We start from the raw sequence: 24994 nt of genomic DNA on the forward strand, positions 1-24994 counted from the left end.
CGAGACAGTCCCGTGACCTGAGAAACCCGGCTTAGCGGTCGGGGCGCGGCTTAGTCTCGCCCAGCCAGGACTGATTCGCGGCGATGTAGAACTGGTCGCCGTTGAAACTGCTGGCCGAATGTCCCCGGAAGCAATAGACGCCCTCGTCTTTGGTGACGGCACATTTGACGGCGCGGTAATTGAAGTAGTTACCCGGCGCGAGCACCGGCGGCCGCGTCGCGGGAGTGAACAGTGACTCGCCCGTCGCGTCGAAATGAGCACGCCAATCGCCCGGGAACCAGGCCACCTGGTTCGTGCCGGCGGGCGCCCCGGGGAACGAACCGTTGCAGCCGAAGCTCCCGTCGATCCAGATCGCACAGGTCAATCCGCGAGGCGTCGCGAACCAGGCCCCGTCGGTGTCATCACGCAGGAACTGCTCGAAGTCGGCCTGTTTGAACTTGGTGATGTTGTTGACGTCGGGATATGGATTCGGGTCCCCCGAGATGTCGGGATCCGCCGCCGCGGAGGCCACCGATCCGACAATAAGCCCCAGTGTCAGCGCGATGATGCCCGCCAACTGAGTCAGCAGCCGCATTCCAACCCCTCCCGATATTCGTGGTTACCGAGTCAGCAAAATAGCGAGGCCGATTCTATTGACCCCGTCGCCCCTGCGAGGGAAAACCGGCCAGACACTTGACAATGAGTGTTGCCAACATGCCCTGGCGCTCGCTAGCCTGTCCCCATGAGTGGCAACGGCGCCCTATCGACAGTCAGCACGCATCCCAACGACTACTACTGGCGGGCAGGGATGGCTCTGCGCCCCGCACCAGCTCGGTTGCGATTCGACGCGATGTGGACTCAGTCCCGCAGGGACATCCTGACTCCGTGGATGGACTTCCATGAGGTCCCCAGAGAGACGCCGCGCACCCGACTGCTCGCCGATCATCTCTGGCAGGGCGACGAACTGATGGATGCGGTCGTGGACCGCATCCGCAAGATGCCCGCTCGCCAGGGTCGGGCGATGCTCACCCGGGCCCTCGACCACGGCATCGAATCGATTGAGAATCCGCCGGCGGAGTTCGTCGCGTTGTTCGAGCAGCTCGACAATCCACCCGCGTGGTACGACCCCGCGCTCTGGGAACGCGGGCGGCAGCTGTGGAACAACTCGTCATTGGCGGCCAAGTTCGGTATGGGCTTCGGCGATACCTTCGGCACGTTTGTGGGCGACGAGGTTGCCTACGCCACCGGCGCGACCGGCAGATTCGTCAACGACACCCTGCGCCGCAACCTGGAAACCACCGCATGGTTTCGCAAGATGACCTATCGCGGTGCTCTGGAACGCTTTTCGCAGCCTTTCAAGGACACCGTCCTGGTGCGTCTGATGCACGCACAGGTGCGTGCCGGACTCCGGCGCTCCTGGGGAGACGAACAGTTCGCCCACCACGGCAACCCGATTTCCAATTCCATGATGATGGGTGCCGCGATGACCTTCGGGCTCATCCCGCCGCTGATCGACCATCAGCACGGGCGCACCCGCAGCATCGCCGATCTTGAAGCCGCCGTGATGTATTGGGCGTACATCGCCTACGTATTCGGTGTGGCCGACGAACTGATCCCCAAGTCCGTGGCGGAGGGGATGGAGACCATGGACTACATGGTCGCCTACGCCGGTGGCCCCTCGGAATGGACCGACGTCATGATGACTGCGGCATTCGGCTTTGTCGACAAGGGAATTGCGGGACGCATTGGCCGGCTCGTGTTCACTCCGGTTCTCGGTGTCGCCGCGTACTACGGCGGTGAGGATCTGGTGCGGGCACTCGTGCGCGCCACTCCCCTGCGCGACGCCCGGCTGCAACCGTGGACGTGGCTGACGGGTATCGCGGTACACGCCAACGTCCAGTTGCGCCGCCTGACCGACAGCCTGCCAGGCGCCAAACGCCGTGCACAACAACGCAATGGCGAGCTGCTGTGGTGGTCGGCGACGGTCATCAATCAGGCGCTGGCCAAGCTCGGCGGCATGCACGACACCTCATACACCCACCATGACGCGACGGCGGCGACACCGGCAGGCTGCCCGGTGCCGCACGCCCCACGCAATTAGCGGCTACTGCTCGTTGCCCAACCAGGTCTTGCCTGGCGTAATGAGGAACCGGGCACCCGAATAGCCGCCCTTACCGGAACCCGCTCCGCCGCAGTACAGATGATTCTCGGGCGTTGTCGCGCAACGAACATTGCGATACTCGATGTAGTTATTGGCCGGCAGTACCCTCTGCGCTTCTCCGGACGTGAATCGAATCTGCTCGGTGTTATCAAAATGCGCGGACCCTTCACCGGAGAACCAGCCCACCTGATTGGTGCCAGCTGGAGCTCCTGGGATAACGCCATTGCAGCCGAAGCTGCCGTCGTCCCAAATGCCGCAGCTCAGTCCGGAGGTGGATGAAAACCACACGCCAGGCTTGTCGGCGATCCGGAACCCCTCGAAGTCGAACTTCGCGTACTTGCTGGTATCCGGGTACGGGTCCTTCGGCGGGTCTGCCGCAGCGGGCAACGCCGTTCCCACCGACATCGCCAAACTTGCTACCGCGCCCACCATCGCAAACCATTTTTGCGACATCGCTAGTACCTCCCCTGTTTCCCAGTATCACTGCACTACGTATTTCGCGTGCAGTACCACGTGATAAATCATACACAAATTGTTAACTGAAACATCTACCAAAATAGACACAGCTACCTTTCAGATTCGCCTTCCCTCGCACGTAGATTCATCTATGGTCGGATACATGACCGAGAAGGTCGCCCGCCATGACTACTTCACTGCCGCGTTCGAACTACTGGCCGCGGGCGGCAAGCCCGCGCTCACCACAACGGCGGTATGCCGAAGGATCGGCGTGACAACGGGCTCGCTGTACCACCACTTCGGCAGCGGCGCCGGTTTCTACCGGGCAGTCATCGACTACTGGGAGAACGACGTCACTACCGCACAGCGCCAGCGCGTGGACGAGGTCGACAACCCGCGGGAACGGCTGGTCGTACTGGAACAGGCCGCTCGCGAGGCAGATCACGAGGTGGAGAAGGCCATTCGCGCCTGGGCGATGGCCGACCGCTACGTCGCCGCGGCGCAGCACCGCGTGGACCAGGTACGGCACAAACACCTCACCAAGCACTACATCGACGCCGGGTTCGAACCGGGCCGGGCGGACACCCTGGCGCGCATCGGATTCAGCATCCTGGTGGGGGCCCAACAGATCGGCACGCGCGTTGATCGCGCGCGTCTCAATGCCGCACTCGACGAGTACTCCGTCTGGGTCAATTCGTCCGTGCCGGCGGCACCCACTTCCCGGTGACCTTGGTGTATCGGGACATCAGCGCGAGCGCATGGTCGGGGAAGAGTTCACGAGGGAAGGCCTCACGCGTTCCCGGCCGAGCCGAGAACAGGATTCCCACGGCGTTGTCGTTCACCACCACGTTCTTGATCTCGGTGTAGTCGCGCAGGATCATGAGCCGAGTAGTCAGAAAAGATTGCCCCAGTAGAGCATTCGCCGTCGGACGCAGTACCCAGAACGTGAACTCCGACGCTCCGAACTCGGCGCGCTGTACCGTCCCGACAGGTATCGCCTGCATGGACAGCCGAGTACGAGATCGAATTCTCGACGCGATCAGGGCTGCCGCCGCGACCACGACGATCAGGATCACTACACCGGCGGGAGCCTCAACAAACACGAAGAAGAACGCGACGTACAGCACGGCGCCAACGAGCAAAATCCAGACGGCCCGTGATCGTGCGACGGTACGAAGCGCGCCATTCGTAAGCTTGCCTCGTCCATCCTCGGTGAGGACAACCTCGGTGCGGATCGGTAGCCCGGCCACAGGGTGTTGATCGGTCATATCCCTCCCTCGATACCCGCACAGCCTATCGACCGACGGCCCCTCGAGACTGTTTCGGTACGGTGGAATTCGATCGACTCCCAACGACGAGAGGTGTTCCATGCCCACTGTGGTGGCGTTCTTGTATCCCCAGCCGGATAAGCGCGACGAGGTCCGTGCCGCGCTTCTCGAAACCATCCCCCAGGTGCACGACGAGCCGGGCTGCAATCTCTACTCCCTGCATGAGGCACATGATCGCTTCGTCTTCGTAGAGTCCTGGGCGAGCAACGAGGCACTGGCGGAACACGGGAAGGCGCCTGCCGTCACCGCGATGTTCGGTAAGGTGGGCCCGCTGCTGAGTCAAGCTCCGGAAATCGTTGTTGCCGAATCACTTCCAGCAGGCGATCCCGCCAAGGGTGATCTGACGCACTGATATGGGCAAGCTAGACGGCAAGGTCGCCTTTATCACCGGCGCGGCCCGCGGGCAGGGCCGTGCCCACGCGATCAAGCTGGCTTCGGAGGGAGCCAACATCATCGCGGTCGATATCTGCGCACAGATCCCCTCGGTCGAGTATCCGATGGCCACCACCGAGGATCTGGACCTCACTGTCAAGGAGGTCGACGCCCTGGGGCGCACCATCTCGGCACATGAGACCGATGTGCGTGACCGGGCAGCACTGCGGGCAGCCTTCGATGCCGGCGTCGAGGCCCTCGGGCCCGTCGACATCGTGGTCGCCAACGCCGGTATCGCCACCCTCACTCCCGAAAGTGGCGAGGAGGGCTGGACCGATGTACTCGATGTCAACCTCACCGGCGTGTATCACACGATCGAGGTGGCCCGGCCGTCGATGGTGGAGCGGGGCGCCGGTGGTTCGATCGTGCTGACCAGCTCGGTAGCCGGACTGACCGGCATGGTGATGAACACCCCGGGCGGGCTGGCGTACACCGCCGCCAAACACGGGCTGGTCGGGCTCATGCGGTCCTATGCCAACATGCTTGCGCCACATAATATTCGAGTGAATACGATCCACCCGGGTGGTGTCGCGACGCCCATGCTGGTGAATCCGGTGACGGAAGAACTGTTCGCCAACGGCGCTCCCGAAGGCATGTCTGATACCGGCCATGCCTTGCCGGTAGTTCTCATGCCTCCCGAGGACATGGCCAACGCGGTGGCATGGCTGGTGTCGGAGGACGCCCGCTATGTCACCGGTGTCGCGCTTCCGGTCGACGCCGGGTTCACCAACAGGCGCTAGACATGGCACGGACAAACCCCGCAGCGCAGACCGCGTACGGCCCCATGGCCATCGCGGCGATCGAGCAGCACGAGCCGCGCGGGTCCCGGATCGTCGATGACGGTCTAGCCGCCCGAATCCTGCCCGCGGGACTGCGATGGTGTGTCCGCGTCACCGCCTGGACCACGCTGCGGAACCTGCTGATCAGGCTCGCGGAGCGAAGCGGTCAGGGCGCCTGGTCTATTTTCGTGTGCCGTAAGCGCTACATCGATGACCAGCTGGCCTCGTCCGCGGGCACATGGGAATCGGTCGTCAATATGGGTGCCGGAATGGACACCCGCGGATGCCGACTGGCGCGAAGCTCCCCGGTACCGGTATTCGAGGTCGATCAGCCGGTCAACATCGCGGCCAAGCGGCGCGCGATCCAGAAGGCGGTCGGCGCACTACCGCCGTCTGTCCACCTTGTTCCTGTCGAGTTCCAGCACGACGATCTGGGCGACGCGTTACGCCGGGCCGGGCACGACGTCACCGCGCGCACCTTCTTCATCTGGGAGGGCGTCACGCAGTACATTCCCGAGCCGGCGGTCCGGTCGACACTGGACTACCTGAGCACCGCCGCACCGGGCAGCCGTCTGGCCTTCACCTACGTGCAACGCGATTTCATCGATGGCTCGAACCTGTACGGGAACACGATCCTGTACAAAAGGTTTCGGCTACGCAGCCAGGTATGGATGTTCGGCCTCGCACCCGGGGCGGTGGCACCCCTGCTCGCCGAGTACGGCTGGCGGGTCATCGAGGATGTCAGCGGTCCCGAGTTCCAGGAGCGCTATCTGGCACCCGCTGGACGCAGCCTTTCGACCACAGAACTGGAACGGACCGTGCTCGCCCAAAAGACCTAGCCCACGGTCAACACGGTCGGCACGATCATCGGCTGGCGACGGTACTTCTCGCCAACCCACTTGCCCACCACGCGCCGCACAGCCTGCGCGATGCGGCCGGTATCGGTAACCGATTGTTCGGCAAGCGAATTCAGCTCCGCTATGACGAGCTCGGTCACCGGGTCGAGCGCCTTGGCATCATCGGAGAAGCCGCGCGAGAACAGCTGCGGCCTGCCGACGGCACGCCCATCACTGCGCACCGCGACGGTGATCGCAATGAATCCCCCGCCACCCAGGGCCAGGCGCTCGCCCACAGTGACATCGGATACGTCGCCGTCGACCAGACCGTCAACGAACATCTTGCCCACCGGCACGCGGCCGGAGATACGAACACGCTCGTTATGCAGATCGACGCTCACACCGTTCTCGGCCAACACGATTCGGTCATCATCCACACCGGTCTTGACGGCTAGCCCCGCATTGGCGCGCAGATGCCGCCAGGTGCCGTGCACCGGCATCACATTACGTGGCCGCACCGCGTTGTACAGGTAGAGCAGCTCTCCCGCGTAGGCGTGACCTGAAACATGGACCCGCGCATGGGTATTCGTTACCACCCGGGTGCCCACCTTCGCGAGAGAGTCGATGATGCCGTAGACCGCCTCTTCGTTTCCAGGCACCAACGACGAGGACAGGATGACCAAATCATCGGTGGTGAGTGTGATCTGGCGGTGGTCGCCACGCGCCATCCGTGACAGCGCGGCCATCGGCTCGCCCTGCGTACCGGTGGTGATCATCACAACGCGTTGCGGTGCAAGCTCGTTCGCGACTTCCACGTTGATGAGATTGCGGTCGTCGATGTCGAGGAAGCCCAGATCTCGGGCGATGCCCATATTGCGCACCATCGATCTGCCTACCAGTGCGACGCGACGACCGTGCGCCACTGATGCATCGATAATCTGTTGCACCCGAGCCACGTTGCTGGCAAAACACGCGATGATCACCCGGCCGCGGGCGGTCTCGATGAGCCGGTTGAGCGTCGGGGCGATCTCGCTCTCCGACGGGCCCACACCCGGAATTTCGGAGTTAGTGGAGTCGACGAGGAACAGGTCGACTCCCCGGTCACCCAGCCCGGAAAGTCCGGGCAAGTCGGTCGGGCGGCGGTCCGGGGGCAGCGGATCAAGCTTGATATCGCCGGTGTGCAGGACGGTCCCGGCCTCGGTGTGCACGGCGATGGCGAGAGCATCCGGAATGGAATGGTTGACCGCGAAGTACTCGCATTCAAAGGCGCCGTGGGTGGACCGCTCGCCCTCGGCGACCTTGACGAACCGCGGGGTGATGCGGTGTTCGCGGCACTTGGCTTCCACCAGCGCCAGCGTGAACGCCGAGCCGACGACGGGGATATCGGGGCGCATCTTGAGCAGGTATGGGATGGCGCCGATGTGATCCTCGTGCGCATGCGTGAGGACCAGCGCCTCGACATCGTCGAGACGATCTTCGATAAGGCGGATATCCGGGAGGATCAGGTCCACGCCAGGCTCTTCATGGCCCGGGAAGAGCACGCCGCAGTCGATGATGAGCAGACGGCCGCGTAGCTCGAAAACCGTCATGTTGCGGCCGATTTCGCTGATGCCGCCCAGGGCCGTGACACGCAGCGCGCCCTCGGCGAGCGGTCCGGGCGCACGCAGGTTATCGGGTGGGGTGAGAGCCACCTACAGCACCCCGGCAGCGCGCATATCCGCAGCCAATCCCTCGATCTGCTCCGGGCTCGGCGGGACATTCGGCAGGCGGGGATCGCCAACCTCGATGCCCTGCAACCGAAGCCCGGCCTTGATGGCCCCCACGGCACCCAGACGTCTGCAAGCCTCCGTCACCGGCGCGATCTGCGCATTAATCTTGCGAGCTGTCTCCACATCACCGGCGTTGTAGGCGGCCAACAACTCGCGCAGCGGGCCGGCCACGAAATGCGATATGACGCTGACGAATCCGACCGCTCCCACCGACAGCCAGGGCAGGTTCAGCGGGTCGTCACCCGAGTAGTAGACGAGGTCGGTACCGGCGATGACCTGGGCACCACCGTGCAAATCGCCCTTGGCATCCTTGACCGCCACGATGTTCGGGTGTGCGGCGAGCTCGCGGATGATGTGGAAGTCGATGGGGATGACCGAGCGCGGCGGAATGTCGTACAAGATGACGGGCACATTCACCGCGTCGGCGACTGCGGTGAAATGCGCCAGCAGCCCAGCCTGCGAGGGCCGCGAGTAGTAAGGGGTGACGACCAGCAACCCGTCGGCCCCGGCGGCCTCGCACTCCCGGGAAAGCTTGATGCTGTGCGCGGTGTCGTAGGTGCCAGACCCGGCGATGATGCGTGCGCGGTCGCCCACGGCGGCCACCACCTCGCGCAGCAGGGTCAGCTTCTCGGCATCGGAGGTAACGGGAGACTCACCGGTGGTGCCAGAGAGCACGAGCCCATCGCACCCGGCGTCGACCAGATGCGCGGCCAACCGGACCGCGGTGTCGACGTCAAGGGCGCCATCGGCATCGAAAGGAGTCACCATCGCGGTGAGCACGGTGCCGAGCCGCGCCACTGTTTCGCCTGCTGTCACGGCATGAGAATACCCGCCGCGACCAAGTGAATATGCCGTGCCCCGTGTGTCTTATCCCTCGTAAACCAGCGGGGAGATCGCGACCTCGGTGCCGTCGGCCAGGGTTGCGATGTCGAAGTCTCCAAAGATCGACGGCGCCAGGTCGGCGAGCTGGCGCAGGCAGGCGATCGCCAGACGCCGAATCTCCACGTCTGCATGCTCGCTGGCGCGCATCGCGATGAAGTGCCGCCAGGCCCTGTAGTTCCCGGTCACGACGATGCGGGTCTCGGTGGCGTTGGGCAGCACCGACCGGGCCGCCTGTCGCGCCTGCTTGCGCCGCAACACGGCATTGGGGACGTCGCCGAGCTTGGATTCCAGCTTCTCCAGGAGCTCGACGTAGGCCGCACGGCTGGCATCGGTGGCCTTGCGCAGCAGCTCCACCAGCTCCGGATCGTCCTCGACGGCAGGTGGTAGCACGACGTTGGAGTCCGCTTCGGGGACAAATCGCTGCGACAGCTGCGAGTAGGAGAAGTGGCGGTGGCGGATCAGCTCGTGGGTGCACGACCGGGAGATTCCGGTGATGTAGAAGGTGACCGAGGCGTGCTCGAGCAGCGAGAGATGGCCCACCTCGATGACGTGGCGCAGGTAGCTCTCGTTGGTGGCAGTGCGCGGGTTGGGCTTGGACCAGCTTTGGTAGCAGGCCCGCCCGGCGAATTCGACGAGTGCCGGGCCGCCATCGGCATCGGTACTCCAGTCGATGTCCGGAGGTGCGATGAAGTCGGTCTTCGCTATCAGCTGCACACGCAGCGGCACGATCTCTGCCACGCGCCACACCCTATCGGCGGCCGTGGCCCACCGATCACCAGTACAAGCCCGCCGGTGTTCTCGACATGCAGCCCGCAACTCCCCGAGCTACCTTTGACATGTGCGCATCCTCGAATGGCAAACTGGTGATCGCGATGAGCTACGGCACTTCATCCGCGAGTACCTCGTCGCCGGTTTCTGGTCACGGGACGAGGTAGAAGATTCCGTCGCCGAGTGGGTGGACGATTCCGGCCAGATCGATCCCGATGAGGCCGTGGCACTAGTGCAGGAGATGTGGAGTGAGCGTCTCGCCGAACAGGCGACATGGGCCGACACCGGCGACTACGGCCGGCTCCAGTACACGTTCGCCCACCTGGAATCCGAGGGCATCCTCGCGCGCATGTGCTTCGCCTGCTGCACGACCTGTGCCACCTCCGAGATCGACGGCGAGCGCACCGTCAATCCGGATCCGCCCGATGGGTACCGCTACCACCAGTGGGCATACACGTATTTCCACGAGCAAGATGCGCTGCGCCTTGCCGACGATCATCCAGTTCTTTACTTGGGGTACAGCGCGTTTCGCGCCCACCCTGGGTTGCCGACAGCCCTGCTGGAGGCGTATCAGCGCGGCGATCCGGGCGCCGAGGCCCAGGTTCACGAACGTACCGACGCCATCGTCGGGCGCAGAATCGTGCAGCTGGCGCAGCACTTCGGACTGAACACGTCGTGGTCCGGTTCCGGGAAGTCCAGGATCGAACTGCACACCGATCAATGGCGCAAACCGCTGCCGGTCGGCTCCCCGCAGGCGCGATAGGCCCCACCTTTACGATCGGCCGGTGAGCTCCTGGACGCTCGGACCCGAGCACGGCACGCTGACCCTGCGCACCGGCGTCACCGGACGCGCGGCCCGTATGGGCCACCGTCTCACGATCGTCATGGACTCCTGGACCATCTCCGTCGACGAAACCGACGGACAACCAACGTCGGCTGCCCTCGTTGTCGATGTGAACTCGCTGCGAGTCGACAGTGGCGAGGGCGGCTTGACGCCCCTCACGACACCGGAGAAGGCGGTCGTGCGGGGCAACGCGCTGAAGACATTGGATGCCAGGCGATTTCCCACTATCGAATTCCGCGCCGAGAAGATCACCGCGGCGGCCGGCGGTTATCGCATGCATGGTTCCCTGACCATTCACGGGATAACCCAGGTTGTGGATATCGACCTTGCCGTTGTCGAAGACGGTGACAGTCAGCAGTTGAGCCTCACCACAGAGGTGTCACAGCGGACCTACCAGGTGAAGCCGTTTTCCATGGCGATGGGATCACTGAAGGTCACCGACCTGGTCAGCGTGTCGTTCGAAGGGCGACGCCCAGGGGTTTGACCACGTCACCGCGCTTCCCGACGGCGACTCTCTCAAGACCGAGCCAGGACGCCATGGTGCGAAGCTGTTCGGCCAACGGCCCGGCGATGCGCGACGCGTCCTGCCCCTGCTCCGCGAACGCCCCGACGACGTTGAGGGTCCCAGCCGCACGATCAGCCTTGAGGTCGACCCTGCCGACGAGATGCCCGTCGAGCAGAAACGGCCAGACGTAATAGCCGTACTGCCGCTTGGGTGCCGGGGTGTAGATCTCGATGCGATAGTGAAAGTCGAAGAGGCGCTCGACCCTGGGACGGAAGAAGATCAGCGGATCAAAGGGACATAGCAGCGCCGTACCACGATCCACGCGTGGAATCGTCTGCCCGGGGTCCAGATAAGCCGGCGCGTTCCACCCGTCGACGGCCACCTTCTCCACTTCGCCCGCATCGGCGAGCGCGGCCAGTGCCGGTTTGATCTGTCCCGCCGCGAGCCGGAAATAGTCGCGGATGTCAGCCTCGGTTCCCAGGCCCAGCGCACGCACCGCACGACGCGTGAGTTCCAGCACTGCCTCCTCATCGGAGACCTCGCGTTGGTAGATCTCAGCGGGAATCACCTTGTGCGCCAGCTGGTAATGCCGCGAGAACCCGACGCGTTTATCGGTGGTCAGCTCACCCGAAGAGAACAGGGCTTCGGCAATCCACTTGGTCTCGCTGCGGTCCCACCACGGGCCCTTGCGGCCCGGTGCTTCCCGCTCCAGGTACGCCTCAATCTGTCCGGCCGTGCACGGCCCGAGCTCGGCGACGGCGGCGAGAACCTCCTCGACCAGGCGCGGATTCTCCTCGACGAACTTCCGTGCCCACCGCCCATGTTGGTACTCGCGCATACGCCATCGCATCAGCGGCCAGTCCTGGATGGACATCAACGCCGCCTCGTGCGCCCAGTACTCGATGAGCAGCCGTGGCGTGCGCGCGCTATGACTCCAGGCCGCATCGTCGAGGAGTGCGCGATCGTAGGGCCCGAGCCTGCTGAACACCGGCGCATAGTGGGCGCGCACCGCGACCGACACCGAATCCAGTTGCAGCACCTGGATTCTGGAAATAAGCTTACGCAGGTGCGCCCGGGTCACCGACGTCGCGGGCGGACCGGCGAAGCCCTGCGCCGCAATCGCGATGCGGCGCGCCTGCCCGGCGTTCAAAGCCGAGCGGCTCACCGGGCTCCCACAACGCGGGCCAGCCAGTCGGCGTCGGACGGATCAATCATCTCCCCCGAGCCGTCGATGACAGCCGGGACGCCGCCCAGGCCGTGATCTGTCAGCTGCTGCTCATTGCCCGCCGTCCGTTGGTGGTCGGCATCGGTGACCTGAAGAGATGAAATCTCATGCAGCACATCGCCCGTCACTCCGGCACCGGCGGCAATGTCGCTGATCTGCAAATTGGTGAGGTTCCCCATGCCTTCGGCCGGTTGCCGTCGGAACATCTCGCCGATGAAACCCAGGATCACCGGGTCCGCGGCACCCGACTTGTCGATCAGGAACAGAGCGGCAGCGGCCCGCGACGAGTAGTCACCGCTGACCGAGATCGGGTCCAGAAAACTCACCGGCCGATAGGTCACCTGCAGTCGCCCCTCGGTGACGTACTTGGTGATCTCTTCGCCGTACTCAGCTTCGAATCGCTGGCAGAACGGGCATTGAAAATCGACGAACACGGTGATCCCGGCGGCGACATCACCGGCGCCGCCGACCGTCACACCCGCGCCCTGACTGCTCCCCCAGCCCGCGGCTTCCGCGGGTGCGGACGCGGTGCCGTCAACGACGCGGCTGCAACCGGTGAGCACCAGCACCGCGGTGGCCGTCAGGATGGCCGCCCGGCGTAGCGCGTGCCTCACACGTCGGCCTTCCGATAGCTCAGGAATTGGTATCGCAATCCGGATGCGCTTGTCTGCCAATCACTTCCCTCGACCACCCAACTCTCATCGAGATGCGGCGCGAGGGCATCGCCCGCCACATCGGCGTCTATTACCGTCACCTCGCATCGCTGCGCCAAGGGCAGGAACAGCCGGTAGATCTCCCCGCCTCCGATGACCCAGGGGGCCTCGTCGGAGGCGGCCAACGCGGCGTCCACGCATCCGACAGCCAACGCGCCATCTGGTTCGAACAGCGCATCACGGGTCAGCACGATATTGGGGCGCCCCGGCAGCGGCCGCACACTGCTGGGTAGCGACTCCCACGTCTTGCGCCCCATGATCACCGTGTGCCCCATGGTGATTGCCTTAAAACGCGCCTGGTCTTCCGGTAGCCGCCACGGTATGGCGCCATCCGCACCGATGACGCCGTCGCGGGATTGTGCCCAGATCAGCCCGATGGTTCCCGTCATACCGCGACAGGCGCCTTGATGGCCGGATGATGCTGATAGTTCTCGACAGTGATGTCCTCGTACTGGTAATCAAAAATCGAATCACGCTGCGCCAGAACCAACCTGGGATACGGATAGGGATCGCGGCTGAGCTGCTCGGTGACCTGCTCGATGTGATTGTCGTAGATATGGCAGTCGCCACCGGTCCACACGAAGTCGCCCACTTCGAGCCCCGCCTGCGCCGCCATCATGTGGGTGAGCAGCGCATAGCTCGCGATGTTGAAGGGAACCCCCAGGAACAGGTCGGCACTGCGCTGATACAGCTGGCAGCTCAGCTTGCCGTCGGCGACATAGAACTGAAAGAAGGCATGACAGGGCGGCAGCGCCATCTGCGGGATCTCGCCAACGTTCCAGGCCGAGACGATGTTGCGGCGCGAATCGGGGTCGGAACGCAACAGCTCGAGCGCCGCGCTGATCTGGTCGATGTGCTCACCCGACGGGGTGGGCCAGGACCTCCATTGCACCCCGTACACCGGCCCCAGCTCGCCTGCCTCCGATGCCCACTCGTCCCAGATGGTGACCCCGCGCTCTTGGAGCCAGCGGACATTGGATTCGCCGCGCAGGAACCACAGCAGCTCGTAGATCACCGACTTCAGATGAACCCTCTTGGTGGTGATCAGCGGGAAGCCGTCGTCCAGGCGGTAGCGCAGCTGGTGACCGAAGACGCTGCGCGTACCGGTGCCGGTGCGATCCGACTTCGGCGTGCCCTGGTCGAGCACGAGACGCAGCAGATCCTCGTAAGGAGTGGGAACGGGCACGCAGCTAGCTTACTTCGCGGCTCCGACGGTCCCCGGGCCCCGACGCACCGAGAGCGCCCAGCACAGAACACCTTCTACCGTGTCGCGAGTGCGTCAACCCGCGCCACGATGTCCGCGCGCAGCGCGCCCACCTGTGCATCGGTGAGCGATTCGGCGGGAAATTTGCAGACGATGGTGAACTCGTCCCCGATGGAATAGACCTCGTAGCGGGATGCCTGCGGCACGGGAGCATCCCCAGTGATCGCGGGTGGTGGTGTGGTGAGCTGAGCGTCGAAGTCCTCCAGGATCAGGTTCGCCGGCAAAGGCGGGATGGGCAGAATTCCAGGATTGGTGATCCGGATGAACGGCCCGAAATCACCTGCCAAGAAACCGTCACCCAGGTGGCGCACACTCTGCACAAGGAATCCGCTGTCGATGTCCTCGGTGATTTGACGCGCCACTTCGGCGCCGACATGCATAGGGTCATCGTTTACGCGGACCGTCACTTGACTTCGCGCGATCATGATTCCGTTGGCGATCTCGCCGAGTTCGGCGGGCGGTGTCAGGTGCTTGCGATAGTCCACAAGCGATTCGAAGCCCAGGTTCACCGGCACGCCATCCTCGACAGGGATCAATGCACGTTCCGCCAGTGCGATGACACCGGTGATGAGCGTGTTGACGGTCGTGTGGCGTTGCCGTGCCGCCGCACGCAACGCCGCCGATACCTCGGGGTCGAAGCGTTGCTTCCATCCCAACACGGTCCGCGGCGCGGAGGGGCCTTCCTGCTGGCGACCGCCCCAGGTCGTAGCGCCGAACCAGTGTTTGTCCGGAAGTGCGGTTCGCAGCAGGCCCCGGCTCTCCATCGCGGACTCCGGAGCCACAGGAATCGGCTGGCGCTGTGCCTGGGGAGCTTCGCCCGTCGTCACAATCCCGGTGTAGATCTCCCACAATTCAGAGAAGTAGACGTAACTTAGCCGTGCGTCCGCGATCGAATGATCCACTCCTACCGCGACGGCGCTACCGGCTTCCCGCGGATGGACCAGGACCGCAAACGTTCCATCATCGAGCGAGAGCACGGGCAGCGTTGCGACGTCCTCGAGCGGCTCAGCCCGCAGGGACACCACCGAGGCTCGCACGGGCTCGGTGGTGACCCGAAAACGGCGGCCGACGGGATCGACCCGTGCGGCCAGGAAAGGGTGCTTGCGTTGCAGAACCGTCGCCGCCGCACGCAATGCGGCTACATCCACGGCACCGCGCAGCCAGGCCACGTACCAGATCGTTGTGTACTTGCGCAGATGGTTCAATTCCGACTCTGCCACCGAGAGCATCCGCTGAACATCAACGGTTTTGGCCGTATGTAGTGTCGCGTTCAAGGCAAATTCCGATTCCATATGGACTGAATAGATAAGCGACAGTCTATGTCCATCATATGAATGCTCCGCATATCCAGATATTCAGCTGAATTAATATTGCGTAATACCCGGAGTCCGATTTAACAGACTATATCGGAGATGACAGATTCGAATTCGCAACGGAATTGCCGCTCCTCGCGGCTACGGCGATCCCGGGGATCGATGTCGCAATCTTCCGCCGAGGCTTTGTAGCCCACGCAGCGTCGTGCGCAACGCATAGAACCCCGCGATCAAGGTCAACGCCAGCATCACCAGGAACATCACCAGCCAGTTGGTCCGGGTGTGCTCGACGTTCCACCAGATCACGGTGAACAGAACAGCCCCGACGAACACCAAGACATCGCGCCAGCTGCCGCCGTAGGAAAAAGCGGCCTCACGCAGCGAACGGCCCCGATCGGTGCTCGCGATCAGGTCATCGATCCGCTGATCGATGGTGCGCTGAAACGCGGCGCGACGTTCGGCCTGCTCCTCGGGGATGCGATCGAGCAGATCGAGGTCTTTGGCGATCAGCGCCCGGAAGTCAGGGGGTTTGAGATTGCCCGCTACCGCTCCCAGCAGGGCACCCCCGGCGATGGGCGCAGCCCCCAGGGCAAGTTCGGCAAGTCCGGGCATGCCAGTCTCCTCAATGCATCAAGATCGCGGCGAGCGTGCCGCCAAGGTTATAGGCCTGCTCGCGCGCGGATGCGTCGATCGGCCCGACCACCTCGAGTACATCGGCAGCCTTCTCCAGCGCAAGCCCGGTCGCGATCTTGTCCACCGCGGACGCCGCGCCCACCGTGTCGTTGTTGCCGTGCACCCACAGGCCGTACGGGCGTGCGGCGACATGGTCCAGGCTCGGGTAGTAGACGGTATCGAAGAAGTGCTTGAGCGCCCCCGACATGTACCCGAAATTCGCGGTGGTGCCAAACAGGTACCCGTCGGCATCCAGCATGTCGGGGATGGTCGCGGCGAGAGCCGGCCTGGCGACCACCTCGACTCCGGAGATGTCGGGGTCCTTCGCACCCGCCAGCACCGCCTCCAACAATTCCCGGGTGGCCGGTGACGGGGTGTGATGCACCACCAGTAGACGGCTCATCCCGCCGCGTCCTGCTGCATCTGCACAGCGGTGCGCATGGTCTCGCGTGCGCGGCCCCGGTCCCCCGCGTAGTCATACGCGCGTGCCAGCCGGTACCAGCCCACCCAATCGCCGGGTTCTGCCTCGACCTCCGCCTTCACGGTCGCGAAGAGCGCATCGGCATCGTCGCGATTGACACGCCCCGACGGCGTCTTGCGCAGGGCGCTCACATCGAGATCACGGCCCAATTCGGTGGCCAGACCGGCGAGTCGCTGATGCGCGAAACCCGCACGCAGGGTGGCGATCATCGCCCACACACCAATGAACGGAAGGATCAGCACGCCGACACCCATGCCGATCGCCGCGGGCTTCCCGCTGTCGATCAACGCGACACCCATCCGACCCAGGATCAGGAAGTAGACGACCATCGCCGCACACATGAACGCGATGAGGATCTTGATCCGGGCTGCGGCCGACACTACAGCTCCAGCAGGGGCTCGATGCCGATCGTGAGTCCGGGCCGGGCCGCGACGTTACGCACCGCCAGCAGCACGCCCGGCGCGAAGGACGACCGGTCGATGCTGTCGTGGCGGATGGTCAAGGTCTCGCCGGTGGTCCCGAACAGCACCTCTTGACGGGCGACGAGTCCGGCGACACGCACCGCGTGCACACGCACCCCGTCGACATCGGCGCCACGGGCTCCCTCGATCCCGGTGCTGGTGGCATCGGGGCTTGGCGGCAATCCCTTACGTGCCTCGGCGATCAAACGTGCGGTTCGCGTCGCCGTCCCGGAAGGAGCGTCCGCCTTGTTGGGGTGGTGCAGCTCAATGACCTCAACCGACTCGAAGAATCGGGCGGCCTGCTGCGCGAACTTCATCGACAACACCGCGCCGATCGCGAAGTTCGGGGCGATCAGCACCGCCGTGCCCGGGCTGTCCGCCAACCAGGCCCGCACCTGATCCAACCGCTCGTCGGTGAAGCCGGTCGTACCGACAACCGCATGAATGCCGTGACCTATCAAGAACTTCAAATTGTCCATGACGACGTCTGGATGGGTGAAGTCGATGACAACGCGGGCGGCGGTGAGCGCCTCCAGCGAGTCGTCCTTGTCCACAGCGGCCACCAGGTCAAGATCGTCCGCCGCCTCAACGGCCTGACACATGGCCTGGCCAACCTTGCCCTGCGCTCCGAGTACTCCGGTCGCGATGTTAGTCACGCCGGTCACCCTAATCCTCGGCGCCGAGACGGCGGATCCGGCGCCCGACTACAAGCGCCAAAAACGCGCGCATCAGGAGGACAGCGTTGCCGCACCGGCGGAAGTTCACCAGGGCGCCACACGGCATTCACTCGAGCTACGAAATGTCTATCACCCGATCGATTTGCCAGGCGATGATGTCAACTCCTGGTTGAGCCTTTTTTTGGTCGCGCAATCGCGTGTAATCCCGACCGGCCGAGCAACCAGCTGTGACGGTAGTCACGACTCTGGCAACCATTTGCCGGGGTCGCGCCCGGCTCTCAGGTTCCTCTCAGAAACATATCCCTAGCTGCGATACGACCCGTTTGAGGCCCGCACTGGTACTCTGGAACCCATGTCGGGCCGCAAGCGATACGCGCGTGTGGGTGGCGTCGCGATTGCCCTCCTTGCGACCCTGTGTTTCCTCGGACCGGCCACACATGGGCAGATGTTTGGCTGGCGAACAGCCATCATCGGAACTTCGCCAGCATCGAACCTGCTGCCCGAAGAGGCCCATGAGCACGTCAAGAGCCCGCTGAGCGCGACCGCCACGCGTATCCGCCAGCAACCCACCTCGATACCGGTTCCGGCCGCGATCGTGATGACAGCGCTCTTGGGCGCCACCCTGTTGGCGCTGCTGGCCTCGCGGGGTTTCGTATTCTCGCGAGCCCCCGACAACTTGGGACGACAACGCCTTATCACCCTCGGGATAGATCGACGCTGAGCCGTCGCCGTGACGGCAATGACGCCGTCCTACGCGTCTCATCCACCGATCTATCCATTTCGTCGCGCATGGGTGTGTAACCGCTGCTGCCGCGACCCTTCCTCCCGATAGGGCTTACTGTCATGACGACTTCCGTCACCGAGCAGGCTTCGAAGCCGTCGTTACTGCAGAATCTGCGGCACGACCTCCCGGCCTCCCTCGTCGTATTCCTCGTCGCGCTGCCGCTTTCGCTCGGTATCGCGATCGCCTCCGGTGCACCGCTGATGGCGGGTCTCATCGCGGCCGTGGTCGGTGGCATCGTCGCCGGCGCCATCGGCGGTTCACCGCTGCAGGTCAGCGGCCCGGCCGCCGGCCTGACCGTCGTGGTGGCCGAGCTCATCAACAAGTTCGGCTGGCAGATGACCTGCCTGATCACCATCGGTGCGGGCCTGCTGCAAATCCTGTTCGGACTGAGCCGTATCGCCCGCGCGGCGCTCGCCATCGCGCCGGTCGTGGTGCACGCCATGCTCGGCGGTATCGGTGTGACCATCGCGCTGCAGCAGATACACGTCCTCATGGGTGGCTCATCACAGAGCTCCGCGTGGCAGAACCTCAAGGCGCTGCCCCAGGGCGTCCTCAATCACCATCTGCCCGACGTCATCATCGGCGTGATGGTGATCGCGATCCTGCTGCTGTGGCCCAAGCTGCCGCCCAAGATTCGCATGATCCCGGGGGCCCTGATTGCGATCGTCACCGCGACCGCCTTCGCGGTCCTCACCAACTCCCCGGCGGAGCGGATCTCCCTGTCGGGCGACTTCTTTGACGCACTGAGCCTGCCGACCCTGACCGGACCTGCCGATGGCGACTGGGCCGGGGTGCTCCTGGGTGTGCTGACCATCGCCCTCATCGCGAGTGTCGAGTCGCTGCTGTCCGCGGTCGCCGTCGACAAGCTACACACCGGTCCCCGGACCAATTTCGATCGCGAGATGATCGGCCAGGGCAGCGCCAACATGGTGTCCGGCTTCCTCGGCGGCCTGCCCATCACGGGCGTGATCGTCCGCAGCTCGACCAACGTGGCCGCGGGCGCGAAGACCCGTGCTTCGGCGATCCTGCACGGCGCCTGGGTGCTGCTATTCGCCTCGCTGTTCAGCAGCGTGGTGCAGCTCATCCCCAAGGCCGCGCTGGCCGGTCTGCTGATCGTCATCGGTGTCCAGCTGGTCAAGTTGGCTCACATGAAACTCGCTTGGCGCACAGGCGATTTGGCTGTTTACGCCATTACCATGATCAGCGTCGTGTTCCTCAACCTGCTCGAAGGTGTCGGCATCGGACTCGTGGTGGCCATCGGCATCCTGGTGGGCCGCGTCATGCGGGCGCACATGGACGCCAGGCCGTTCGGCACCGAGGGATCGCGGCAGTGGCATGTCGAGCTCGACGGCACGCTGAGCTTCCTGTCGCTCCCCCGGCTGACCAAGACGCTCAGCACGGTTCCCCCGGGCGCACATGTCACGCTGGCGATCAACGCCGACTATGTCGACCACGCCATCTCGGAGGCCATCTCCGACTGGAAGCGCGCCCACGAAGCCGCGGGCGGCACCGTGATGATCGTCGAGTCCTCACACGCCAAGCTGCACCACGCCCACACCACCCGGCCACAGCGGCATTTCGTTTCGCGCGCTGTTGGTTTGGTGCCGTGGCGGTCGTGGCGCCGCAGCGAGAACGACGGCGCGGGCGCGTCGATCATCGACGGCATCAACGAGTACAACAGCCGCGGTTCGGGCGCTCTGCGACCCCATGTCAGCGAGCTGGCGGACTATCAGGATCCCGATGCGCTGTTCCTCACCTGCGGCGACTCGCGCATCTTGCCCAACGTCATCACGGCCAGTGGCCCGGGCGACCTGTTCACGATCCGCAATGTGGGCAATGTGGTGCCCACCGATCCGGCCGATGGCTCGGTGGACGCATCACTCGACTTCGCGATCAACCAGTTGAACGTGAGTTCGGTTGTCGTGTGCGGGCATTCCTCATGCGGAGCGATGAAGGCACTGCTGACCGAATCGACCGATACGCCCACCACTCCGGTGGGACGCTGGCTCGACTACGCCCGCGACAGCCTCATCGCATTCCAGGAACACCACCCAGCACGATCCAGCGCGGAGGCACACGGGTTCAACGAAGTCGATCAGCTCGGCGTCGTGAATGTGGCAATCCAGGTGGAACGTCTTATTCACCATCCGATCCTGGCCGGGGCCGTGGTATCCGGACGGGTGCGCGTGGTCGGCACGTTCTTCAACATCGCCGAGGCGCACGTGTACGAGGTGGATGAGAACGGGATCGTGGGCCAGGACGGCACCGCCAATGACGTCGTGGAGGACCCGGCCCCGGCTACCAGCTGATCCGCGACTCTACAGGGGCGCTCCCCCGCGTAGATGCTCGAAGATCAATGACGTCTGCGTGCCCGCGACATCGGGCTGTGCGTTGAGTTTCTCAACCACGAAGGACCTCAGGTCCTCGGTGTCGCGGGCCGCAACGTGCAGGATGTAGTCGTCGGCACCCGCCAGGAAGTACACGTCGATGACCTGAGGCAGCTCACGGATGTCCCGGATAAACGTGCGAATCTTCCCTCGTGCGTTGGCCTGCAGACTGACCGAAATCATCGCTTGCAACGGCCGGCCGATGGCGGCCGGATCGACGTCGGTGAAGAATCCACGGATCACCCCGGTTTCCTGGAGACGCCGGACCCGCCCATGACAGGTGGACGCCGCGATCCCCACCGCGTCAGCGAGTGCGCTGTTGGGTATTCGTGCGTCATCGTGCAGTTCCATCAGAATGCGGCGGTCCACGTCATCGAGTTCCGCGCGCCGAACATCATTCGGCGTGGGTGGCATGTCGAACCGGGATTCCGGTGATTTTGCGGCCATTTTTGCAATGTACCGAATCTTCCACATAAATATTGCGCCTTTATCGACGCTTCTTCACACTTGAACATGAGACTTAGTTCTGAACAGGAGAAGATTGATGCGCGTAGGGATCCCGACCGAGATCAAGAACAACGAGTACCGCGTGGCCACCACCCCGGCTGGTGTGGCCGAGCTGACCCGCCGCGGCCACGAGGTGATCATTCAGTCCGGTGCGGGCGAAGGCTCCTCGATATCCGATGTGGACTTCAAAGCCGCTGGCGCACAGGTCATCAACGGCGCCCAACAGATCTGGGCCGAGGCCGATCTCCTGCTCAAGGTCAAGGAACCGATCGAGCCCGAGTACGCGCTGATGCGTCGCGGCCAGACGCTCTTCACCTATCTGCACCTGGCCGCGTCGCTGCCCTGCACGGAAGCACTACTGACGTCGGAAACCACCGCGATCGCCTACGAGACCGTGCAGACCGCCGACGGCGCACTCCCCCTGCTGGCCCCGATGAGCGAAGTGGCCGGGCGGCTCGCCGCACAGGTAGGCGCCTACCACCTGATGGCTCCGGTGGGCGGCCGCGGCCTGGTGATGGGCGGCGTCCCGGGTGTCGGACCCGCCGACGTGGTCGTCATCGGCGGAGGTGTCGCCGGATACAACGCAGCACGGATCGCCGCCGGAATGGGTGCGCACGTCACGGTTTTCGACGTCAACCTCAACAAGTTGCGTGAACTGGACGCCGAATTCGGGGGCACCATCCGCACCCGGTACTCGTCCACGCTGGAACTGGAGGGTGCCGTCAAGCGGGCCGACCTGGTGATCGGCGCCGTGCTCATCCCGGGCGCCAAGGCGCCCACACTCGTATCGAATTCACTAGTGGCCCAGATGAAACCGGGCTCGGTACTGGTGGACATCGCGATCGATCAGGGCGGCTGCTTCGCCGACTCGCGCCCCACCACCCACGACGAGCCGACCTACTCGGTGCACGACAGCGTGTTCTACTGCGTGGCCAACATGCCCGGCGCCGTGCCCCGGACATCCACCTTCGCCTTGACCAACGCCACCATGCCGTACGTGCTGGCACTGGCCGACAAGGGCTGGCGGCAGGCCTGCCGTGACGACGCCGCACTGGCCAAGGGACTCTCGACACATGAGGGTGCGCTGCTGAATGCGCATGTCGCCGAGGACCTCGCGCTGCCCTTCACCGATCCCGCGGGGCTGCTGGCCTAGAGAACATGTTGCGAGGTGCCCGCCTCTGAGCGACACGTCGGTCCGGGGACTGTCGCTCGAAGGCGGACACTACCTACACCGCGGTCTCGGCGGTGAGGTCGTTGGTCCACGTCGGCGTCTTGATCTTCTTGCGATACGGCACTTTGTCGTTGAACTTGTTCACCGCGCGACCCACCTTGTGCAGCGGATGATCGAAGTCAGTGAAGTAGGTGCTGTTGACGATCGGGTACCTCAGCACCCGGAAGATCGGCAACCGGCTGGCATTGCTGCTCTTGCGGCCGCCTGATTCCGCATAGCGATCGAACGCACGCTGAATCAGAATCGTGTCGATACCCATGTTCCGCATGGCATCACCCACCCGAGTCAGGAAGCCCGCGAACCGGATGACGTGAGGATTCGCCAACCCCACGGCACGAACAATCGTCACCGGCTTGAGTAGCGGCGCCACATCCTCCACCAGCATCCTGGAGAACTTGCGAGTACCCAGCATGTCCATGACCGCGAAACCGATTGCCAGGTGCCGTGATTCGTCCGAGTTGATCTTGGCGAACACCTCGTGGAACAGCGGATCCTCAACCTCGCCGGACAAGAACTTCAGCACCGCGCCATCGAGCCCCACCTCGAAGAACGGGATGACGGTGGCCATATAGACGAACGGGAGACGCCGGTCACCGAGATTGTCGAACCCGCGCAACGCCTGCAGCAGGGCCTTGATGTCCCCAGACTGCGGCGGAACTTCGCCCTCCTCCAACATGCCCCACCGGCGCATCAGTGCGATCTCGGCATTGGCGTGCCGCTGTTCCTCGGCGTGGAAGTAGCTGTAGATCTCCCGCAGTGTGTCGTTCGGGGCTGTGATCCCCAGCGTGCCCATCATCCGGCCGCCGATGTGCTCAATCCACACCAGATCCGACATGAACTGCTTGAGATCGTCAAACTGGTCAGGGTTGATGGTCTCGGCCCCGGGCTTGCCCCAGTCGAAGTCCGCCAGTGTCCACTGCCTGGCCTTGATCTTGACGAGGACATTCTCAAAGAACTCGTCGTTCTTCGAGATGTCCTTGGTGTTCTCTCTGGTCAGCTCGTCTGGCAGTACGGCGGTCATTGGGCTACCCCTAACTTCGCGGAATTGACGGAATCAAGTTCCTGCTGGGTGAGAATCTTGTAGTCGGCGGCATCGACATCGGCCAACGCACGCCGGAATTCACTTGTCGTGCCTGGGAAGAGCTCGCTGGCGACAGTTTCAGGCTTGTACCAGCGGAACGCGCCATCACGCCAGGTTGTTCGATCGAATCGTCGAACGGCACGCGCCTGCTCACGTTCGAGCGCCTCTCGGCGTACCTCGATGGAGACGAACGCCAACGAATCAACCAATGCCAAAGACGCTGTCACATAGTCGATTTGCGCCTCAATATGCGAAAGGCCCGCCAATGCGTTGGACCCGGAACCGGGTCCGGTGAGCAAGAACAGATTGGGGAATCCCGGCACGTTCACACCGCGGAAGGCCTTCGGCCGCGAACCCCACCGTTCGTCCAGCGTGGAGCCGTCCGCCCCCTTGATGGCGAAGGGTGCTTCGACAAGCACCTCCGGGTCGTCGAGCGCGAAGACCAGGCAGTCGGCCTTGTGGGTCATGGCATCGGCCGACCGCACGCCAATGGCGCTCACTCCCGTGACGGGCCACGGCACCAGTTTGCAATTGTCTTGCTGCACCGCCGAATAAAAGTCATCGGAGAACAGGATCCGGCGGCTTCCCGCACGGTAGGCCGGTAGCAGGTTCCGGCGCAGCCAGGGGTCCTTCACATTGCGGTTGAGGTGGTTCTCCGCCACCGCTTCGACAAACCGGGTGCCCACTCCGCGCCACACCAAACCGCGGCGCAGCGCGTCATGCGAGCGGCTGGCCAACCGGCCCGCAACGGATCCCGACGCACGAGACAGCGCGCGTGCGACAACGCTCGACGATTCGCCACCCCAGCGGGGCAACACCCAGTCGGGGGTGCGCTGGAACACCCGCACGCGCGCCGCCGTCTTGACCAGTTCGGGCACCACATGCACCGCACTGGCCCCCGCTGCGATCACCGCGACGTTGCGGCCGGTGAAATCGAAGTCCGGGTCCCAGTCCGCCGTACTCAGGACCGGGCCGTCGAACTGCTCGATACCATCGAGTTCCGGTGCCACCGGCGATGTTCCGGCGCCAACCGCCAGGATGACCCGTCGGGCGAAGATCGACTTCTTACCCGCCACCGTGATCCGCCAGGTGGCCTTCGCGGGCTCGAAGGCAAGCGCCGTCACGCGATGCCGCAGCCGCAGCACCGGCTCGAGATCATGCCGCGCGATCAGATCGTGGTGATACGACAGAACGCCGTCACGCGTAGCCCACACCGAACGAGTGGACGTGTTGGGCGAAAACGCAAACGACTGCTGGACGGCCAGCTCGTCACCGACAACGGGAGCGAATGTGCTGCGCCGCCAGTAACCACCAACCTCAGGCGCTTGTTCGAGAATCAGCAGGCTTTCCACCCGGGCCTGGCGCAATCTGGCGGCCATACCCAGCCCCGCCATGCCGGCTCCGATGACCACAACGTCAACGGGGTTATTGACTGCCATGTGTGCGGATACCACCCTCA

At 64.1% G+C, this 24994-nt stretch carries 28 protein-coding genes; 10 read left to right on the forward strand and 18 right to left on the reverse strand.

Features of this window, described 5'->3' with window-relative positions; genetic code table 11:
* Nucleotides 1-31 precede the first annotated feature (31 nt).
* Nucleotides 32-574: a hypothetical protein gene (locus B4394_RS16760; protein ID WP_078310999.1), complete on the reverse strand. Its 543-nt coding sequence runs from the start codon at nucleotides 572-574 to the stop codon at nucleotides 32-34.
* 147 nt (nucleotides 575-721) lie between these two features.
* Here B4394_RS16760 and B4394_RS16765 point away from each other — a divergent pair, with 147 nt between their 5' ends.
* Complete coding sequence (locus tag B4394_RS16765) at nucleotides 722-2080, forward strand: oxygenase MpaB family protein (RefSeq protein WP_078315732.1); 1359 nt, start codon at nucleotides 722-724, stop codon at nucleotides 2078-2080.
* 3 nt (nucleotides 2081-2083) lie between these two features.
* Here the strand turns inward: B4394_RS16765 and B4394_RS16770 are convergent, their stop codons facing one another.
* On the reverse strand, nucleotides 2084-2593 hold the full coding sequence (locus B4394_RS16770) for a hypothetical protein (RefSeq protein WP_078315733.1): 510 nt from the start codon (nucleotides 2591-2593) through the stop codon (nucleotides 2084-2086).
* Nucleotides 2594-2759: 166 nt separating this feature from the next.
* Here B4394_RS16770 and B4394_RS16775 point away from each other — a divergent pair, with 166 nt between their 5' ends.
* The gene (locus B4394_RS16775) at nucleotides 2760-3323 is read left to right on the forward strand and encodes a TetR/AcrR family transcriptional regulator (protein ID WP_078315784.1); all 564 of its coding nucleotides are present in this window, start codon (nucleotides 2760-2762) and stop codon (nucleotides 3321-3323) included.
* Here the strand turns inward: B4394_RS16775 and B4394_RS16780 are convergent.
* On the reverse strand, nucleotides 3286-3864 hold the full coding sequence (locus B4394_RS16780) for a hypothetical protein (protein WP_078315734.1): 579 nt from the start codon (nucleotides 3862-3864) through the stop codon (nucleotides 3286-3288). The two genes, B4394_RS16775 and B4394_RS16780, sit on opposite strands and share 38 nt — an antisense overlap.
* A gap of 100 nt (nucleotides 3865-3964) precedes the next feature.
* Here B4394_RS16780 and B4394_RS16785 point away from each other — a divergent pair, with 100 nt between their 5' ends.
* The 3 genes from B4394_RS16785 to B4394_RS16795 are packed head-to-tail and all read left to right on the forward strand — an operon-like array spanning nucleotide 3965 to nucleotide 5974.
* Complete coding sequence (locus B4394_RS16785) at nucleotides 3965-4276, forward strand: putative quinol monooxygenase (protein WP_078311003.1); 312 nt, start codon at nucleotides 3965-3967, stop codon at nucleotides 4274-4276.
* A 1-nt stretch (nucleotide 4277) separates the two neighbouring features.
* Nucleotides 4278-5096 (forward strand): mycofactocin-coupled SDR family oxidoreductase, encoded by an 819-nt coding sequence (locus tag B4394_RS16790; protein WP_078315735.1) that lies wholly within the window; start codon nucleotides 4278-4280, stop codon nucleotides 5094-5096.
* Between the two features lie 2 nt (nucleotides 5097-5098).
* Nucleotides 5099-5974 carry an SAM-dependent methyltransferase gene (locus B4394_RS16795; protein ID WP_078311005.1) on the forward strand — a complete coding sequence of 292 codons (876 nt, stop codon included), beginning with the start codon at nucleotides 5099-5101 and terminating at the stop codon, nucleotides 5972-5974.
* Here the strand turns inward: B4394_RS16795 and B4394_RS16800 are convergent.
* From B4394_RS16800 to thyX, 3 genes are all read right to left on the reverse strand, one after another.
* Entirely contained in the window at nucleotides 5971-7662 is a 1692-nt protein-coding gene (locus tag B4394_RS16800; RefSeq protein ID WP_078315736.1) for a ribonuclease J, read from the reverse strand. The genes B4394_RS16795 and B4394_RS16800 overlap by 4 nt on opposite strands.
* Nucleotides 7663-8538, reverse strand: coding sequence for a 4-hydroxy-tetrahydrodipicolinate synthase (gene dapA / locus B4394_RS16805; protein WP_078311007.1), 876 nt, complete (start codon nucleotides 8536-8538; stop codon nucleotides 7663-7665).
* Between the two features lie 69 nt (nucleotides 8539-8607).
* Nucleotides 8608-9360, reverse strand: coding sequence for an FAD-dependent thymidylate synthase (gene thyX / locus B4394_RS16810; RefSeq protein WP_078311008.1), 753 nt, complete (start codon nucleotides 9358-9360; stop codon nucleotides 8608-8610).
* Between the two features lie 100 nt (nucleotides 9361-9460).
* Here thyX and B4394_RS16815 point away from each other — a divergent pair, with 100 nt between their 5' ends.
* Both B4394_RS16815 and B4394_RS16820 read left to right on the forward strand, forming a co-directional pair.
* Nucleotides 9461-10153 (forward strand): DUF6891 domain-containing protein, encoded by a 693-nt coding sequence (locus B4394_RS16815; protein ID WP_078315737.1) that lies wholly within the window; start codon nucleotides 9461-9463, stop codon nucleotides 10151-10153.
* A gap of 22 nt (nucleotides 10154-10175) precedes the next feature.
* Nucleotides 10176-10718 (forward strand): YceI family protein, encoded by a 543-nt coding sequence (locus tag B4394_RS16820; protein WP_078315738.1) that lies wholly within the window; start codon nucleotides 10176-10178, stop codon nucleotides 10716-10718.
* Here the strand turns inward: B4394_RS16820 and B4394_RS16825 are convergent.
* The 9 genes from B4394_RS16825 to dapB form a co-directional block, all read right to left on the reverse strand.
* Nucleotides 10681-11904 carry a winged helix-turn-helix domain-containing protein gene (locus B4394_RS16825; protein ID WP_078315739.1) on the reverse strand — a complete coding sequence of 408 codons (1224 nt, stop codon included), beginning with the start codon at nucleotides 11902-11904 and terminating at the stop codon, nucleotides 10681-10683. The two genes, B4394_RS16820 and B4394_RS16825, sit on opposite strands and share 38 nt — an antisense overlap.
* Nucleotides 11901-12578, reverse strand: a complete 678-nt coding sequence (locus tag B4394_RS16830) for a DsbA family protein (RefSeq protein WP_078315740.1) — start codon at nucleotides 12576-12578, stop codon at nucleotides 11901-11903. The genes B4394_RS16825 and B4394_RS16830 overlap by 4 nt, the downstream gene beginning before the upstream one ends.
* The gene (locus B4394_RS16835; RefSeq protein WP_078315741.1) at nucleotides 12575-13066 is read right to left on the reverse strand and encodes a dihydrofolate reductase; all 492 of its coding nucleotides are present in this window, start codon (nucleotides 13064-13066) and stop codon (nucleotides 12575-12577) included. Before B4394_RS16835 ends, B4394_RS16830 begins: the two co-directional genes overlap by 4 nt.
* Nucleotides 13063-13863 carry a thymidylate synthase gene (locus B4394_RS16840; protein ID WP_078315742.1) on the reverse strand — a complete coding sequence of 267 codons (801 nt, stop codon included), beginning with the start codon at nucleotides 13861-13863 and terminating at the stop codon, nucleotides 13063-13065. The genes B4394_RS16835 and B4394_RS16840 overlap by 4 nt, the downstream gene beginning before the upstream one ends.
* Before the next feature lie 74 nt (nucleotides 13864-13937).
* Nucleotides 13938-15233: a phthiocerol/phthiodiolone dimycocerosyl transferase family protein gene (locus tag B4394_RS16845; RefSeq protein WP_502688531.1), complete on the reverse strand. Its 1296-nt coding sequence runs from the start codon at nucleotides 15231-15233 to the stop codon at nucleotides 13938-13940.
* Nucleotides 15234-15395: 162 nt separating this feature from the next.
* Complete coding sequence (locus tag B4394_RS16850) at nucleotides 15396-15866, reverse strand: hypothetical protein (protein WP_078311014.1); 471 nt, start codon at nucleotides 15864-15866, stop codon at nucleotides 15396-15398.
* Between the two features lie 10 nt (nucleotides 15867-15876).
* Nucleotides 15877-16329 (reverse strand): flavodoxin family protein, encoded by a 453-nt coding sequence (locus B4394_RS16855; protein WP_078315743.1) that lies wholly within the window; start codon nucleotides 16327-16329, stop codon nucleotides 15877-15879.
* Nucleotides 16326-16787, reverse strand: a complete 462-nt coding sequence (locus tag B4394_RS16860) for a hypothetical protein (protein WP_078311016.1) — start codon at nucleotides 16785-16787, stop codon at nucleotides 16326-16328. The genes B4394_RS16855 and B4394_RS16860 overlap by 4 nt, the downstream gene beginning before the upstream one ends.
* On the reverse strand, nucleotides 16787-17515 hold the full coding sequence (gene dapB, locus B4394_RS16865) for a 4-hydroxy-tetrahydrodipicolinate reductase (protein ID WP_176138329.1): 729 nt from the start codon (nucleotides 17513-17515) through the stop codon (nucleotides 16787-16789). The genes B4394_RS16860 and dapB overlap by 1 nt, the downstream gene beginning before the upstream one ends.
* A gap of 475 nt (nucleotides 17516-17990) precedes the next feature.
* Here dapB and B4394_RS16870 point away from each other — a divergent pair, with 475 nt between their 5' ends.
* The gene (locus B4394_RS16870) at nucleotides 17991-18266 is read left to right on the forward strand and encodes a hypothetical protein (protein ID WP_078311147.1); all 276 of its coding nucleotides are present in this window, start codon (nucleotides 17991-17993) and stop codon (nucleotides 18264-18266) included.
* 122 nt (nucleotides 18267-18388) lie between these two features.
* Nucleotides 18389-20638, forward strand: a complete 2250-nt coding sequence (locus B4394_RS16875; RefSeq protein ID WP_078311017.1) for a SulP family inorganic anion transporter — start codon at nucleotides 18389-18391, stop codon at nucleotides 20636-20638.
* Between the two features lie 9 nt (nucleotides 20639-20647).
* On the opposite strand, the gene aldR is transcribed toward B4394_RS16875, so the two are convergent.
* Nucleotides 20648-21163: an HTH-type transcriptional regulator AldR gene (gene aldR, locus B4394_RS16880; RefSeq protein WP_078315787.1), complete on the reverse strand. Its 516-nt coding sequence runs from the start codon at nucleotides 21161-21163 to the stop codon at nucleotides 20648-20650.
* A 97-nt stretch (nucleotides 21164-21260) separates the two neighbouring features.
* On the opposite strand from aldR, the gene ald reads away from it, so the two are divergent.
* Nucleotides 21261-22376, forward strand: a complete 1116-nt coding sequence (gene ald, locus B4394_RS16885) for an alanine dehydrogenase (RefSeq protein WP_078311018.1) — start codon at nucleotides 21261-21263, stop codon at nucleotides 22374-22376.
* Nucleotides 22377-22449: 73 nt separating this feature from the next.
* Here ald and B4394_RS16890 read toward each other — a convergent pair whose 3' ends face one another.
* On the reverse strand, nucleotides 22450-23475 hold the full coding sequence (locus B4394_RS16890; protein WP_078311019.1) for a hypothetical protein: 1026 nt from the start codon (nucleotides 23473-23475) through the stop codon (nucleotides 22450-22452).
* Nucleotides 23472-24989 (reverse strand): flavin-containing monooxygenase, encoded by a 1518-nt coding sequence (locus tag B4394_RS16895; protein WP_078315744.1) that lies wholly within the window; start codon nucleotides 24987-24989, stop codon nucleotides 23472-23474. The genes B4394_RS16890 and B4394_RS16895 overlap by 4 nt, the downstream gene beginning before the upstream one ends.
* Nucleotides 24990-24994: the final 5 nt, after the last annotated feature.

The sequence above is a fragment of the Mycobacterium sp. D16Q16 genome (assembly GCF_002013745.1).
Taxonomy (GTDB): Bacteria; Actinomycetota; Actinomycetes; order Mycobacteriales; family Mycobacteriaceae; genus Mycobacterium.